General features: G+C 38.1%; 13 protein-coding genes and 3 pseudogenes. 11 read left to right on the top strand and 5 right to left on the bottom strand.

The genetic code is table 11. The features are described 5' to 3' along the window. Nucleotides 1-3: 3 nt before the first annotated feature. Complete coding sequence (locus BAOM_RS11710; RefSeq protein WP_127760426.1) at nt 4-930, top strand: response regulator; 927 nt, start codon at nt 4-6, stop codon at nt 928-930. Here the strand turns inward: BAOM_RS11710 and BAOM_RS11705 are convergent. Continuing rightward, a pseudogene (locus BAOM_RS11705) lies at nt 891-1,217 on the bottom strand (DDE-type integrase/transposase/recombinase); the annotation flags it as partial. The gene BAOM_RS11710 and the pseudogene BAOM_RS11705 overlap by 40 nt on opposite strands. Nucleotides 1,218-1,402: 185 nt before the next feature. Here BAOM_RS11705 and BAOM_RS11700 point away from each other — a divergent pair. Continuing rightward, a complete protein-coding gene (locus BAOM_RS11700; protein ID WP_127762542.1) occupies nt 1,403-1,609 on the top strand; it encodes a YdbC family protein in 207 nt (68 codons plus the stop codon). Between the two features lie 576 nt (nt 1,610-2,185). Here BAOM_RS11700 and BAOM_RS11695 read toward each other — a convergent pair. After that, nucleotides 2,186-2,566 (bottom strand): annotated as a pseudogene (locus BAOM_RS11695) (Na+ dependent nucleoside transporter N-terminal domain-containing protein); the annotation flags it as partial. Between the two features lie 404 nt (nt 2,567-2,970). Between BAOM_RS11695 and BAOM_RS11690 the strand changes: the two are divergent. The 7 genes and pseudogenes from BAOM_RS11690 (at nt 2,971) to BAOM_RS11660 (ending at nt 9,937) form a co-directional block, all read left to right on the top strand. After that, complete coding sequence (locus tag BAOM_RS11690; RefSeq protein WP_127760424.1) at nt 2,971-3,570, top strand: nucleotidyltransferase family protein; 600 nt, start codon at nt 2,971-2,973, stop codon at nt 3,568-3,570. A 135-nt stretch (nt 3,571-3,705) separates the two neighbouring features. Then, on the top strand, nt 3,706-5,865 hold the full coding sequence (locus BAOM_RS11685; RefSeq protein ID WP_127760423.1) for a xanthine dehydrogenase family protein molybdopterin-binding subunit: 2,160 nt from the start codon (nt 3,706-3,708) through the stop codon (nt 5,863-5,865). Further along, entirely contained in the window at nt 5,862-6,329 is a 468-nt protein-coding gene (locus BAOM_RS11680; protein WP_098175203.1) for a (2Fe-2S)-binding protein, read from the top strand. Before BAOM_RS11685 ends, BAOM_RS11680 begins: the two co-directional genes overlap by 4 nt. Further along, nucleotides 6,323-7,189, top strand: a complete 867-nt coding sequence (locus BAOM_RS11675) for an FAD binding domain-containing protein (RefSeq protein WP_127760422.1) — start codon at nt 6,323-6,325, stop codon at nt 7,187-7,189. The genes BAOM_RS11680 and BAOM_RS11675 overlap by 7 nt, the downstream gene beginning before the upstream one ends. 26 nt (nt 7,190-7,215) lie before the next feature. Further along, nucleotides 7,216-8,010, top strand: a complete 795-nt coding sequence (locus BAOM_RS11670; RefSeq protein WP_164853202.1) for an XdhC family protein — start codon at nt 7,216-7,218, stop codon at nt 8,008-8,010. 82 nt (nt 8,011-8,092) lie between these two features. Beyond that, nucleotides 8,093-8,323, top strand: a pseudogene (locus tag BAOM_RS11665) (PLP-dependent aminotransferase family protein); the annotation flags it as partial. Nucleotides 8,324-8,587: 264 nt separating this feature from the next. Next, nucleotides 8,588-9,937 (top strand): FAD-binding oxidoreductase, encoded by a 1,350-nt coding sequence (locus tag BAOM_RS11660; RefSeq protein ID WP_127762541.1) that lies wholly within the window; start codon nt 8,588-8,590, stop codon nt 9,935-9,937. On the opposite strand, the gene BAOM_RS11655 is transcribed toward BAOM_RS11660, so the two are convergent. The 3 genes from BAOM_RS11655 to BAOM_RS11650 form a co-directional block, all read right to left on the bottom strand. After that, on the bottom strand, nt 9,921-11,519 hold the full coding sequence (locus tag BAOM_RS11655; RefSeq protein WP_127760420.1) for a recombinase family protein: 1,599 nt from the start codon (nt 11,517-11,519) through the stop codon (nt 9,921-9,923). The genes BAOM_RS11660 and BAOM_RS11655 overlap by 17 nt on opposite strands. Beyond that, nucleotides 11,516-11,677 carry a hypothetical protein gene (locus tag BAOM_RS24390; protein WP_164853201.1) on the bottom strand — a complete coding sequence of 54 codons (162 nt, stop codon included), beginning with the start codon at nt 11,675-11,677 and terminating at the stop codon, nt 11,516-11,518. The genes BAOM_RS11655 and BAOM_RS24390 overlap by 4 nt, the downstream gene beginning before the upstream one ends. A 646-nt stretch (nt 11,678-12,323) precedes the next feature. Continuing rightward, nucleotides 12,324-13,241, bottom strand: coding sequence for a class I SAM-dependent methyltransferase (locus BAOM_RS11650; RefSeq protein WP_127760419.1), 918 nt, complete (start codon nt 13,239-13,241; stop codon nt 12,324-12,326). 351 nt (nt 13,242-13,592) lie between these two features. Between BAOM_RS11650 and dfr the strand changes: the two genes are divergently transcribed. Continuing rightward, on the top strand, nt 13,593-14,090 hold the full coding sequence (gene dfr / locus BAOM_RS11645) for a DfrD/DfrG/DfrK family trimethoprim-resistant dihydrofolate reductase (RefSeq protein ID WP_127760418.1): 498 nt from the start codon (nt 13,593-13,595) through the stop codon (nt 14,088-14,090). A 90-nt stretch (nt 14,091-14,180) separates the two neighbouring features. After that, on the top strand, nt 14,181-14,471 hold the full coding sequence (locus BAOM_RS11640; RefSeq protein ID WP_127759245.1) for a helix-turn-helix domain-containing protein: 291 nt from the start codon (nt 14,181-14,183) through the stop codon (nt 14,469-14,471).

Raw genomic sequence — 14,471 nt, 5'->3', positions numbered from 1 at the left:
TCGATGTTTTTTTATATAATAGATGATGACGAAGTGGTTCGCTCGATGTTGGCCCGAATCATCGAAGATGAGGATCTTGGGGAAGTGCTAGGAGAAGCTGAGGACGGTTCATTGTTGGATCAACAAATGCTAACTTTGAAAAATATCGATATTTTATTCATCGATTTGTTAATGCCGATTCAAGATGGAATTAAAACGATTCGTCAAATAAAACCGTCATTCAAAGGGAAAATCATCATGATTTCTCAAGTGGAATCGAAAGAACTGATTGGTGAAGCCTATTCACTTGGTGTTGAATACTTTATAATCAAACCGATCAACAGGATCGAAGTGTTAACGGTCATTCAGAAAGTCATCGAACGAATCCAATTGGAAAAATCGATACAGAACATTCAAAAGTCGCTCAATACGGTGCTTAAATTGGATTGCCATCAAAGTCTGCAGGAAAAATACCGCAACGAAAAACATATAAGAACTTCCAGTCATTTTCTTTTATCCGAATTAGGGATAGCTACTGAAAATGGGAGTAAAGATTTACTGGATATGTTAGATTATTTATATCAATATGAACAAGATAAAACGTTTGAACAAGAGTTTCCTACTCTAGAAGAGATTTTTGTGAATTTAGCTCGAAAAAGACTTGGAGAATCAGCTGCAGAGATGGAATTAAAAAGAGAGGTTAAAGCATCCAAACAACGGGTCCGAAGGGCAATTTACCAGTCATTAAACCATTTGGCGTCCCTTGGACTTACTGATTTTTTAAACCCGAAGTTCGAAAATTACGCTTCTAAGTTTTTTGATTTTACAACCGTAAGGAGAAAGATGACAGAATTAAACAATGAGTCAACACTACCCGCTCGCATCGATACGAAAAAATTCATTCAGGTTCTCTATTTTGAAGCGAAACGGATACATTTGGAATCGCAATGACGAATTTCATTTTGGGCAGACTTCACTTGGTGAAGCTGTCCTTTTTTCATTATACACATGGCTTCAGTGCCACTCAATATAGAGGCGGTTGTTTCATACAACTTGAATCCAAACATAGAACGAACATGAAGCTTTCTTTAAGAATGCTTTGAAGCCTTTTTTCTTGTTTTACTTAGATAAAAATCAATGGTATCTCCTTTCGAATCGACAGCACGATATAAATACATCCATTGACCTATGACTTTCACATACGTCTCATCGACTCGCCAAGAATCATTGGTTGGCTTACTTCCATCATTTCGGTCAAATCACGAAAATTTCAATTTTGGAGCTTGTGAGTAAGCAGTTCACGATATTCCCTTGTACGGATGTCTCCATTCCTAATTTCCATTCGCATTAAAACGACAGACTTCTGTTCCACATCTACTCTCACAAAGGAGCAAGGATAGTTACGACTGCACCAAGAACCTGAATTGATATTATCCAAACCAATGGTATCCTTTCCCAATCCGCAAAGGGATGGAAGAAAGAACTTAATCTTGTTAGCTGGAACGGTAAAGAACCAAAGTACGATTTACGTGAATGGGCACCTGGGCATGAGAAGATGGGAAAAGGTCTAACATTGACGGTTGAAGAGTTAAAGACGTTAAGAGAAATTTTAAACGGTCTGGAACTTTAAAAAATGCAGACAACGAGGGCTAACTTATATTGGATGAGTTAGCCCATTCGTTTTAGTTGGCAGAAGTGAGAAAGAGGAGATCAAGTGAACAATACTGAAGAATCTCACCTACGTGTCCAAAATGTAAGAAGCAAAACACTTACGACATAATTCTAGGCTTGCCAAATATACTTGAATTTCAACTATCTAGTGATATCCTTGCAAGGGTGGGGATGAAAGGGCGGTTGGAAAGCTAAATAGTATTGTATGGATAGGTGTTGAGATGTTGAAAAAACAATACCGGGATAATTTTTTGACAGTCGAGTCGTGTGAGGTACTGTTCATTACTTGCAAGAAACAATAATTAAAAGATGTAACAGTGAGTAAAGAGCCTTTTCGTTTAGAATGGCTCTTTAGTATTAATTGAGGTGTATAATTATTCAAAATAAAGCAGTAACTAGATTTATGTTCCGCCATATTTAAACTAAAACGTTAGGAGTATAAGGTAGTGATCTCTATGCTGTAACCTGATGAAATTGAACACTTTTTGCTAAATAAGAGTGAACAATCTTCTAGAAATTAAAACGTACACATTGTCACTTTACTTAATAGCCATCCAATTCCCTTCATGAGGAACGGGAGAATTTCTAGATGTTGAAGAATCCCAATCAATACAGAAATAAATATAATTGGCAATAATACAGTTAAAAAGAAGGGTGCCTCTCCCGCGTTCGCCATGCCGCCAAACACAAAGGAAACCCCTTCGTTTGCGTATTCGAGTAGTGTGCTAAAAATTGTAGATATTCCCATGATGATGTTGAAGCCGAATTCTGTATTTAACAGTAACACTGATAAAATAATTTGGATGGCAATCATCATGATAATTGGTTTGAATTTTACTACTTTTCGATTGGAGCTTGCCAACCAAGCCAATAACAATACAACAAGAATACCTAAAATAGAAATACCGTATCGCATATGTAACCTCCTGATGAATTTAAACATTATGTACATGCTTCGAGTATAATTACCGCTCGTATCGTAATCTCTTTTATTTGTGATTGCCATGGATATTATGCCCATATTTTATAAAAAGAACTGGACATAATAGGCGGAAAAAGACGATTTGAGAAATTTTAAGATGGGTAAATTGAGGAAATAAAAGGAGAAAAACTGCCAGTTAAATAGGTGTGGTGAAGCGTACCATAAGTAATATAATGAGGCTTTTACGCATATAAGGAAAAAACACTATCCAGATTCTTCAATTAAAATTCAAATCATAAACAATCAATGATCTATTAATAGTCCATACAGCAAATCCTTACTCCACTTGTGCTTTTATTGTGAGAACTAAGAAAAATGATAGGTAGAAGGTGACAAACATGGAAGCAATCGTCCTAGCTGCTGGATATTCCAGCCGAGCGAATGCATTTAAAATGACTTTGCCGATGGGGCAAATGAGCGTGTTGGAGCAAACGATCTCTAAATTTGAAGGATTATGCAGCAGGGTCATCGTCATAGCTGGGTTTCAAGCGGAAATCATCCAAGAGGAAATTGCCAAAATCATCAGTAAAAATTCCTATTCATTTCATATCAAGTTTGTTTATAATGAAAACTTTAATCAGGGAATGTTTCATTCCATTCAAAAGGGCTGCAACGAAGTAAATGCTCCAACCTTCTTTATAACACCCGGAGATTGTCCGCTTGTTAAAAAAGAGACTGTTCAGCTACTAGCAAAACACAAAGGAGACGTGGTTATTCCCAGCTTTGACTATAAAGGCGGCCATCCCATCAAATTATCAAGCGAAGTGAAACAGAAAATTCTCGAAACCAATCCAGAAAGTAATTTGCGTATGGTCCTGGGCGGTTACGAAAAGCAATACATGAATGTAGATGATGCTGGAGTATTAATGGATGTTGATACGCCGGAGGATTACCGAAAAGCCATTGATTATAATAAAGCTTTAAATTTCTCGAAGTGAAAATATAATTAAAAACTACGAAAATCTTTAATAGAAATGAATCATAAAAGATCATTCTCATTGATAAAATCGTAGGAAGAGGTTTCTATTCAGAATATGTCCCTTTAAAAAAATGAGTCGAAGGGTGTTGTTGCAATGAATCTCAAAGACATAAGCACCTCAGTGCCCAAAAAGGACCATAAAGGTAAAGTATCGGGCCAGTTGCCCTATATTAGTGACGTGAAAGTGGAAAATATGGTTTATGGTGTTTTGTATCGGTCGCCAATTGCTTATGGAAAAATCATATCCATTCAATTACCTAACCTTCCGGAAGGGTATGAAGCTGTTGGAGCAGAGCATATCCCCGGACCGAATTATGTCAAAATTATCAAAGAAGATCAGCCCATTTTTGCCAATGAGTGGGTCAATTATATTGGTGAGCCAATTCTCATGCTCACTGGCAAAGACCTGGATATCCTGTACAGTTTGTTAAATGAAGTGAAGGTTGAATTTGAAGAACATCAGGCTATCTATACATTGGACGAAGCAATCAAGCAAAAATCAGTACCCTTAGTTTTGGCAAGCTATGAATTTGGAGAAAGCTTAGAGAACATTTCAGCTATCGAGCAGGGAGCCCATCAAATCATCGAAGAAGAATATGATACGGGTTATCAGGAGCATGTCTACCTTGAGCCGCAAGGAATGCTCGCCGTTTATAAGGATGATGAAATTGTCGTCCAGGGATCGATGCAATGTCTTTATTATATAAAAAATGCATTGCTAAGCGCATTAGCCTGTGGTGACGAGGAAGTCAGAGTTGTTCAAAGTCCTACCGGTGGAGGTTTTGGCGGCAAAGAAGATTATCCTTCGATGATGGCTTGTCACGTAGCCGTTGCCGCAAGAGCAGTCAAAAAATCGGTAATGCTCGTGTTCGACCGTTCTGAGGATATGCTGGTTACGACGAAAAGACATCCGGCCAAACTCAAATATCGAACGGCCCTTGATAAGGAAGGAAATATTGTGAGCATGTGTGTTGACATCTTTCTCGATGGAGGGGCGAATGTAGGATTGAGCTCTGTCGTGCTGCAGCGCGCATTAATAAACAGTGCTGGTGTTTATAAAATTCCACATTTTCATGCAAAAGGCTATGTCTTAAAAACCAATACCGTTCCGAACGGCGCTTTCAGAGGCTTTGGTGCTCCACAAAGCTTTGCCGGAATCGAAAGTCATATTGGACATCTTAGTAAACTGGCAAAAATCGACCCGCTTGAATATAAACGAAAATACCTCGTCAAACAAGGAGACCCCACCATCACCAAAGGTAAATTCCGCGACCCGATATTAGTGGAAGAAATGATTGAGGACGTACTCAACGTGTCAGAATACAAAAAGAAAAAAGAAGACTTTCAGCGCTTAAATCAACAAAATCAGCGCTATAAAAAAGGCATAGGAACTTCGCTGTTCCTCCACGGCTGTGGATTTACAGGCAGCGGCGAAAGAGATCATATTAAAGCAACGGTGAAGCTAGTTAAATCAAAGGGCGACCAGGTATCACTAAAAATCTCAAACTCTGATATGGGACAAGGTATTTTGACGACGTTGTGTAAAATTGTCGCCAAAGAACTTGACCTCCCGTTCGAAGATATTTTGTACCCTTATCCCGACACAAAAGAGGTTCCCGACTCGGGTCCGACAGTAGCTTCCAGGACGACGATGATTGTCGGAAAATTGCTTGAACGGGCCGCAAAAAAACTTAAGAATCAGTGGCAAACAGGGGTGGAACAGGAAGTGGTTGAGCACTATGTTCACCGTGAAATGATTCCTTGGGACGAGAAAACCTTCACTGGAGATGCCTACCCGGCTTATTCATGGGGCGTTAATATCGTTGAAGTAGAAGTTGATACGTTAACAGGAAATATAAAGTTAGAAAAAGTATACGGCAATTATGAAGTTGGGAAGGTCATCGATGAACGGATTATGAAAGGCCAAATTGACGGTGGTTTGGCTCAAGGGCTAGCATACGGATATCTAGAAAAGATGACGTCAAAGCAAGGTAGAATCCAACAAAAAAGTATATCGGATTATGGACCGCCGACTTCATTGGATGTTGTTTCAATCGAAAGCAAGGTCTTTGATAACCCCTATGCTGATGGTCCATACGGGGCGAAGGGCGCAGGTGAATTGACTTTAATTGGAGGCGCTCCAGCAGTCCAAGCTGCGATTGAGGATGCCCTGCAAACTTCTTTTCAGCAAATTCCGATTACACCGGAAGTCATTATTGAAAGTCTTTGGATGAAAGAAGGTGAAGAGGGTTGATTAAATTCACACTAAATGGAAGAACGGTAGAAACTGACGCCCCTGCTACAGCAAGATTACTAGATTTATTAAGAGATGAGTTTGAGTTAATCGGAACAAAGGAAGGCTGTGGTGAAGGGGAGTGCGGAGCCTGCAGTGTTTTTGTGAATAACCTCCTGCAAAACAGCTGCCTTATTCCAATTGGCTCGATTGCTGGTGCCGATATTCAAACGATCGAAGGCATCATTGAAACGGAACAATTTAAAATTTTAGATGAGAGCTATTCCATCGCCGGGGGAGTGCAATGCGGCTATTGCATTCCGGGGATGATTATGGCAAGTGCAGCTTTGTTATCTAAAAATCCTCATCCTTCAGAGGCTGAAATTCGTGAAGGCATCTCCGGAAATCTGTGCCGATGTACGGGCTACAATATGATTGTTGAAGCGATTAACCTAGCAGCTAAAAAAGGTGATGGCTTATGGTAGAGAAAATAACAGCGTATCGCTTCGAGCGTTTAGACGAAACGTTGAGCCAATTGAATAGAGAAGATTGTGCAATCATAGCCGGAGGCACCGATGTTATGGTTCTTCACAAAAGTAGAAGGGGAGTACCTCCGAAAATCCCTAAACCGATTGTTTTTATTAATCATCTTTCCGAATTAAAGCAGGTGTATCAACATCACAAGGATCTCCACATCGGGGCCTGCTGTACCTATAGTGAATTACTTGAAAATCCGTTGATTCCTTTTGCTTTCAAGAATGCAATTAAAACAATTGCTGCCCCGGCAATTAGAAACAGGGGAACATTAGGCGGTAATATTTGCAACGCCTCTCCAGCCGGTGACATGCTTCCTTTATTATATGTATACAATGCAAAGCTTCTGTTGCGCTCCGTAAATGGTGATCGCATGGTTGCGATTAGCGATTTTATTCAAGGTCCACGACGGGTTCAACGCTTTCACAATGAAATAGTAACGGAGATTATTCTGCCATCCGTATTAGAAGATTCACATGTCGTTTTCGAGAAAGTCGGCAACCGCAACGCAGATGCCATTGCCAAAGTATCGTTTGCGGGTTTCGTCCGGATAAGCAAAGATCGAATCGATGACATTCGATTTGCCTTCGGGGCGGTCGGACCTACGATGGTTCGTTCCATTGATATTGAGAAGAAGCTGGTTGGAAAAACGATACCATTAGCCGATGCAGACATCGCTGCGATTGTGGCAGCCTTCGATAAGATCATTAGACCAATCGACGATCAACGCTCCACTGCGGCTTACAGAAAAACCGTTGCGTTACATCTTTTACGTTATTTTCTTAGTATGAAGCAATATCAACCGAATTAATGTTTAAAAATAGGGGGGAGCTTTTCATGCTGCTGATGGAAAAAGTGGCTATGCTGACGCGTCAAAACGAAACCTTTGCTTTAGCCATGATTATTGAATCAAAGGGCTCGACTCCCAGGCATGTTGGAAAAATGATTGTCTACCGGGATGGTACCATTGAAGGAACTGTCGGAGGGGGCTTGGCTGAACACTATGTGATTGAAGATAGTGTAAAGGCGATCGAAAATGGCCAATCGAAAATCGTTGAATATAAATTGAATAAACATGCAAAAGACGGAATTCAGATGAATTGTGGCGGTACGTTACGGGTCTTTATTGAAGTCTATACAAGCAGGCCTGAACTCGTTCTGGCTGGAGCCGGTCATTTAGGCTATGCGTTGGCAAAGCTCGCTGATTTCCTCGAATATCCTTATTGCATTGTCGATGATCGCGTTGGTTATTGTACGAAGGAACGCTTTCCTAATGCGACAAACCTTTTTGTGAACGAGGATATTGGAAAGGCTTTGCTCGCAGCCAATCTAAATGAAAAGTCATATGTGGTAATTGTTACAAAAGACTGTGATGATATTGTATTAAAAACGGCACTGCAATTTCCGATTGCATATGTTGGGATGGTTGCCAGTAAACGCAAGGTCATAAGCATATTTGAAAAGTTAAAAAGTGAAGGGGTCACGCAAGAACAGTTGGAGCAGGTCCATTCTCCAATCGGATTGGAAATCGGCTCGGAAACATCAGAAGAAATTGCCATCAGTATTATCGGACAAATCATCAAAGTAAGCAAGGAAAAAAAGCCTGTAAAAGTGAAACAATTAAATAGATAAGTAGAAAGGTATAACACCTGAGGCAGATAAAGCTAAAATCAAAATGTCTAATAGACAATGGGGTCAGTCCCCGCTGTGTTTTGGCTTTGTCGCTTCCTTTGAGCAATCGAATGAACTTGTAGTAGATGTGATGCAAAAAGTAGTGAATAAAAGTTATGCATCTCAACTACTCAATTACAATGATCCAGCGGGTATTCCACATCAAAAAGCAGCGGGGTTAAACTGGATGAAGTCATTTGGTATTCATGCAGACCAAGAGAATACAGCAATTGTGTCTGGTGCTCAAAATGCTCTAGCAATTGCTTTAACATCCTGAATTAATAATACAGGGTTTTGAGGTCTATTTTTAATTGTAAAGAATTAATGTTGAAAATAATTTTCGTTAAATTATTTTCTTTTTGAACAAACCTGCAAATGAAGGATTCTATTCGTCCGCTACATGGATATTGCTTTTGTTCAGAGAACTTTTGAGAGATTTTGGTCCCTTATTCCTCTCCTAGAAAGGCAAGTGTCTTTTCCTGAAGTTCTCCATATTATATAACATCCTTTATACATCGTTTGAGAAAGGGGTTATATGTTGGAAAAGACAAAGCTTACCGGGAGAATTGTTACACCTGATGATTCTGAATATGAGCAGGCAAGAACAAATAATAACTTAAGCGTCCCAAAATTCCCAAGGTTAATTGTATTTTGTCAGAATGTTAAGGATGTATTAAATGCATTGAAGTGGGTGAGGGAAAACCGTATACCATTTCGGGTGAGAAGCGGCCGGCATAGCTATGAAAATTTTTCATTAGTAAATGGTGGTCTTGTAATTGATATCAGCGAAATGTGTAACATCACTGTCAATCGTGAAGAAATGACAGCAAAAATAGAAGCTGGAGCTAATTTAGGGCGAGTATATAATGAATTATGGAAATACGGCACGACTATCCCTGCAGGAACGGAAAGCAGTGTAGGTCTTGTCGGTCTTACGCTTGGCGGCGGAATTGGAATGTTAACACGATTGTTTGGACTTACTTGTGACAATCTGCTTGAAATTGAAATGGTAAGAGCGAGTGGACATGTAGATGCTAAATTGATTAAAGCAAATAAAAACCATAATAGTGATCTATTTTGGGCTTGTCGAGGAGGAGGTGGCGGAAACTTCGGTATTGTCACGTCTCTTACATTCCGGGTGCATCCTATTTCTAAGGTGTCAGTGTTCTCTATTACATGGGGGTGGGAAGATTTCGAAGATGCATTTGATACATGGCAAAATTGGGCGCCTAACACGGATGTACGTCTAACTTCAGAAATTGAATTAAAATCAAAGGAAGCCAACCAAATTATCGCTCAAGGTGAATTTGTCGGTACGTCATCCAAGTTAAAACAGCTTCTTCAGCCTTTAATCAATACAGGTTCACCAACAAATGTTGTGGTAAAGGAAGTCCCATATATTGAAGCTGTGCAATTCTTTGACGATCCGAGTGGAAACCGACCAGACTACCGTAAAAGGTCAGGATCTTTTCTGAATAAGCCTTTTTCAAAGAAAGCGATTTTGACAATGAAACAATTTTTAGCAAATGCTCCAAATGAACATTCTGGCATTTGGCACCAATCCCTTGGAGGAGAAGCAGGACGGATCGCCCCCAATAAGACTGCTTTTTATTACCGGGATGCCATTATCGCCCAAGAGTACCTTGCTACATGGAACAATCTTGCAGAAGAACGGCAAAACATCCGCTGGATAGAAGCGTTAAGGAGCGCTTTATCTCCATATACAACGGGTGACTATGTGAATTGGCCGGATCGGCTTATCAGAGATTGGCCAAGAGCGTACTATGGGGAGAATTTTAGCCGGCTTCGAGAAGTGAAAACGGCATATGATCCATTCAATCTGTTTAAATTCCCTCAAAGTATTCCTCCTTTTAAAAGGTGGTTTTAAAGACCTTATAGTTGATTGATAAAAATCTAAGCAACGCTTCAACGGTTCTTTCTTCAAATGTCACATCACACGTGGAGTGCTGTGCGTTGATAAAATTAATTAAAGAATAAGCAGATGGGTTCGAAAATCGGTAAAAGATTCTCGGACTTCCATCTGCTTTTATTTCAATTCTTTCAATTAAGCGATGTAAAATATCGGGAGTTAGTTCTTGAAATTCAATAAAAACACCAAGCTGTTGTTTAAGCTCCTTGATTACTAATTCGTCATCTTTTGTATCAAGAGATGAATGTAACTGTTCAATCTTAGATGATATGTTATTAATTTGCTCATTGGTATCACTCACGAATTCATCATAATCTTCTTTTGAAATTTTTTCTTCAATGAACAAATTGAGAGATTTCTTTTTCTTTAATTTTAGTCGTTCTAATTCCTTAGTAAAGGAATCAATTTGCTTTTCGGAATACTTTTTTTGTTGATTCAGTTTAGTTTCAAGTGTTTGCACAATCTCTTTGTTTTCTAAAATGGAAGCAAGTTTTTTTAAATCATTTAGAATAGCTAATTTTAGGTCAGCTTCTCTAATTAAATGATCACTACATGCCTTAATACCATGTTTATTGTAATTTCCGCACATATAGCCAAGACTGTTCTTTTTATAGTGCATTCCACGTCCACAGTCCGCACAGTAAGCAGTATTTGTAAACAGGTGTTTTTCTGCCTGAGGACGAGTACGCTTTCTACTCATCATTAGCTGCTGAACAGCTTCAAAGTCACTTTTAGAAATAATAGCTTCATGAGTATTGGGAACCGTGATAAAGTTATCAGAATGGACTTGATCTCTATTTTTATTTGTAACACTCCTAGTCGTAGACCTTCCTTGAACTAAATCGCCGGTATAATGGGGATTTTCAAGAATTCGTCTTATAGTTGAGCCATGCCACTTATCATTAGCATTTTTCTTTCTAGCAACTTGACTAGGTGTAGGACATCCTTCATTATACAATTCTCTTGCAATGCAATCAAAGCCCTTACCTGATAGATAGTTTCCAAAGATTCGTTTAACGATGTCTGGAGTTTCATCAGGACTTGAACAGAGTTTTCCATCTTTTACGATGTACCCATATGGAGCGTTGGAACCCTTAAATAACCCTTTTTGTGCTCGGCTTTTCAAGGCTAATTTGACACGCTCGCTTGTCCTTTGTGACTCTTGTTCATACATCCAAGCGTAAATACCAAACATCTGGCCATTACCTTCTAAAGTATTAATTGCGTTATCTAAGGTGATGATATGAACCTTATGTTGTTCAGCAATATCCCGAATCTCATAGGACAAACGACCATTACGAGCTAAACGTGATAGTTCTTTTGCCAATATCACATCAAATTTCTTAGCTTTAGCATCGGCAATCAGCTGTTGCAATTGTGGACGTTTATCTGTAGTGCCACTCTCAACATCAACATAGAAGTCATGAATATCCCAGCCTTTATCCGAAATGTATCTTATGAAGAGGTTTTTTTGATTGCCAAGTGAGGCTTTTTGTTCTTCTTTATTAGTAGAAACTCTGACATATACTGCACATCTCATGATACTTCTTTCCCTTCTACATGAGATGTAGTAGTGTTCACCTTGTCTTGAGAATAATAAAGGCTTACTAGTTTGTCAATTTCCTCGTTGATTAGTGAATTTAAAGTATCTTGAAAAGTAATATTTGTATTCTTATTAAAAATACGTTCGATTTCCATTGAAATGTACCCCTAATATTTTATTGAGGTCTAGACCTTGATAAATCTACAAATCTATGATGTTTAGGATTCAAAATAATTTGTAGGGATTTCAGCTGATTTCTAATGATTATTATACCTTTTGTATGTGTTTTTCTACTAAAGCACTACGGAGGGAAGTGTCATTACCATCCTCGAATAAATGAGATATTAGCAATAAATCGGAGGTGAATGTCATGAAAAACTTTAAATATCTCGTGAATTCTCTCAATTACTCGAAAAATCCGTTATAGGGAGAAAAATTTTGGAGTGGTAGTTGGTTTAACCTTGCCTTTGGCTAGTGAAGTTCGGCGCCCCACCCCTTATAAACAGAATGATTGTCCTCCTCTAGTAATGAAGAAATCCAGCTAATCTTCTTGTGGGAAGGTAGCTGGGTTGTTTACGAACAATAAAGTTGTTTAAAAAAAGCTAGTCATGTTATTCAGCAATCGGGCCATTTTATTGAACAACACCTAGATATCTAGGTTAAAGTTTAGGAGAGATTGTGAAACTTTGTACTTAAAGTAATGGCGCAGGAAAGTTCAATAAGAGATATTCTGATATGCCACATCAAATAATGGAAAACCGCTCAACCATCTTAAGCATTGAGCGGCATGTAAATAGATAATTATTTCTTTACAGCATGGATATAATGAATCGTTTCAAATGCAGTCAAATAATCCGACCGATTGCTAAAGAAACGCTCATTGATCGTCGTTGGGGATAAATGTTCATAAATGAGTAAACCTGCTTTTTCTAACATATTCTCGATTTCGTCATAAGAGCAACACGATTGCATCGTTTCTCCACCTACTGAAGCCATTTTCAGCATATTTTCAACTCGATTAGACATTCCTTTTTCTTCAAAAAGTTTTTCGTCTGCATAATCAAAAACGATTGAGCTTCCTGGTGGGACTTTGGCCAATAAATGATTGAATAAGCTTGAAATTTCCTCTTTCGTTAAATAATAAGAAACACCTAAAAGGCTAAAGAACGTTTTTTTGTTATCATCAAATCCTTCATCTATGAGGCTTTGATCGGAAAACTTATTTGTGAAGTCCATCGAAACAAAATGAAGATGACTGGGGATTTGAAAATTTGTATCAGCTAATCTTTTCCTTTTAAATTCTTGTGTAGCTGGATGATCGATTTCAAATATTTCTAATCTGTTTTTCAATTCAGGATGTCTGAAGCAAAAAGTATCTAAGCCAGCTCCGAGAATCACGTACTGTTTTACTCCTAACATCACTTCATTAAGTAGTACTTTTTCACAAAATGCAGCACGGGCTAAGGGCGTTGGAGAAAGTTGTACTTGTGTAATCCATTTTAAAATTTCATCTGGATGATCTTGAAACCTTTGACCAATATCTTGGTTGAAAAACGGTATGCCTTGAATCATATTCTCTCTGATCCTTGAAAACTCTTCTTGGGAAATGAGATCTTTTGCAATAAAATCATCGAAAATTTTTGGTGTATCGTATTGACTATGATAGGCCCGAGCGAAAGCTGATACTAAGGAAGTTACACTGGATTCATTTTGTTTCATTCCATTATTCCTCCGTATAAAAAATAAGATTCCCCTGGCCAGGAGAATCTTATTATATACACAAATGTTTTGATTGTAAATTATAGCACAAATACAATTTTTTGTCAAATATTTCGCTTGTATTTTACAGTATAAAAGTTCTGATAATATTCTCTAGTTCAACTAAAGGGTAGCATTAGTGCAATAACTACATAGAAATTTTGAAGTTCCTTTAAATTTTTTCGACCTTCAGCAATCGGGCGCGATTGTTCAATAAGGGCAGTTGTGCTAATGTGGAGTTTAGTTTAAGAAGGAACGTCAATAGAAATCAAAAATTACATGGTAAAATAGTCAAAAAAGGCTGTGTTATATATGAAAGTTTCTTTAATTGTTGCGATGGATAAGAATAGAGTAATTGGCAAAGAGAATGACATTCCCTGGAGAATTCCGAAAGATTGGGAGTATGTTAAAGATACTACAAAGGGACATCCAATCATATTAGGTAGAAAGAACCTTGAGTCAATCGGAAGGGCTTTACCTGACAGAAGGAATATTGTTCTGACCAGAGATAGGGATTTTAACTTTGATGGTTGTGAAATTGTCCATTCAATCGAAGATGTTTTTGAGTTATGTAAAAATGAAGAAGAGATTTTTATTTTCGGGGGAGAACAGATTTATAATATGTTCTTGCCTTATGTTGAGAAAATGCACATTACAAAAATTCATCATGAATTCGAAGGAGATACATTTTTTCCTGAAGTTAATTTCAATGAGTGGAAAGAAGTATCTGTTGAAAAAGGGGTTAAGAATGACAAAAACCCTTATAATTACTACTTTCATGTTTATGAAAGAAAAACTTTATTCAGCTAAAGGGCGCTTATCTGAAATGGTATGCTCCCCTTATAGTAGACACGTTTTAAAAAGCGCATTAATCTGTCTATTATTAAGGGGGTATTTTTTATGGAGAAAAAAGCAGAGACTTATGATATATCATTCAAGAAAAAAGCAGTGGATTTATTTCATCAAAAGAAGAATTATGCAGCCGTTTCCAGAGAATTAAACACTCATCGAAAAAACATACAACGATGGGTTAAACAGTTTAGTGAAGATGGGATGGTTGGTCTTAGAGAAAAACGTGGCAGAAAAAGTGGGTCTAGTAGAGTCTCTTCATCTACCTTTGAAAATACCCAACAGAAAATAAAGCGATTAGAAGCTGAGAATGAACTATTAAAAAAGCTTTTAAAGATGTGA

This window comes from Peribacillus asahii, from assembly GCF_004006295.1.
GTDB lineage: Bacteria > Bacillota > Bacilli > Bacillales > DSM-1321 > Peribacillus > Peribacillus asahii_A.
The sequence above is the reverse complement of the archived record's forward strand: the minus strand, read 5'-3'. Positions and strand labels throughout refer to the sequence as shown.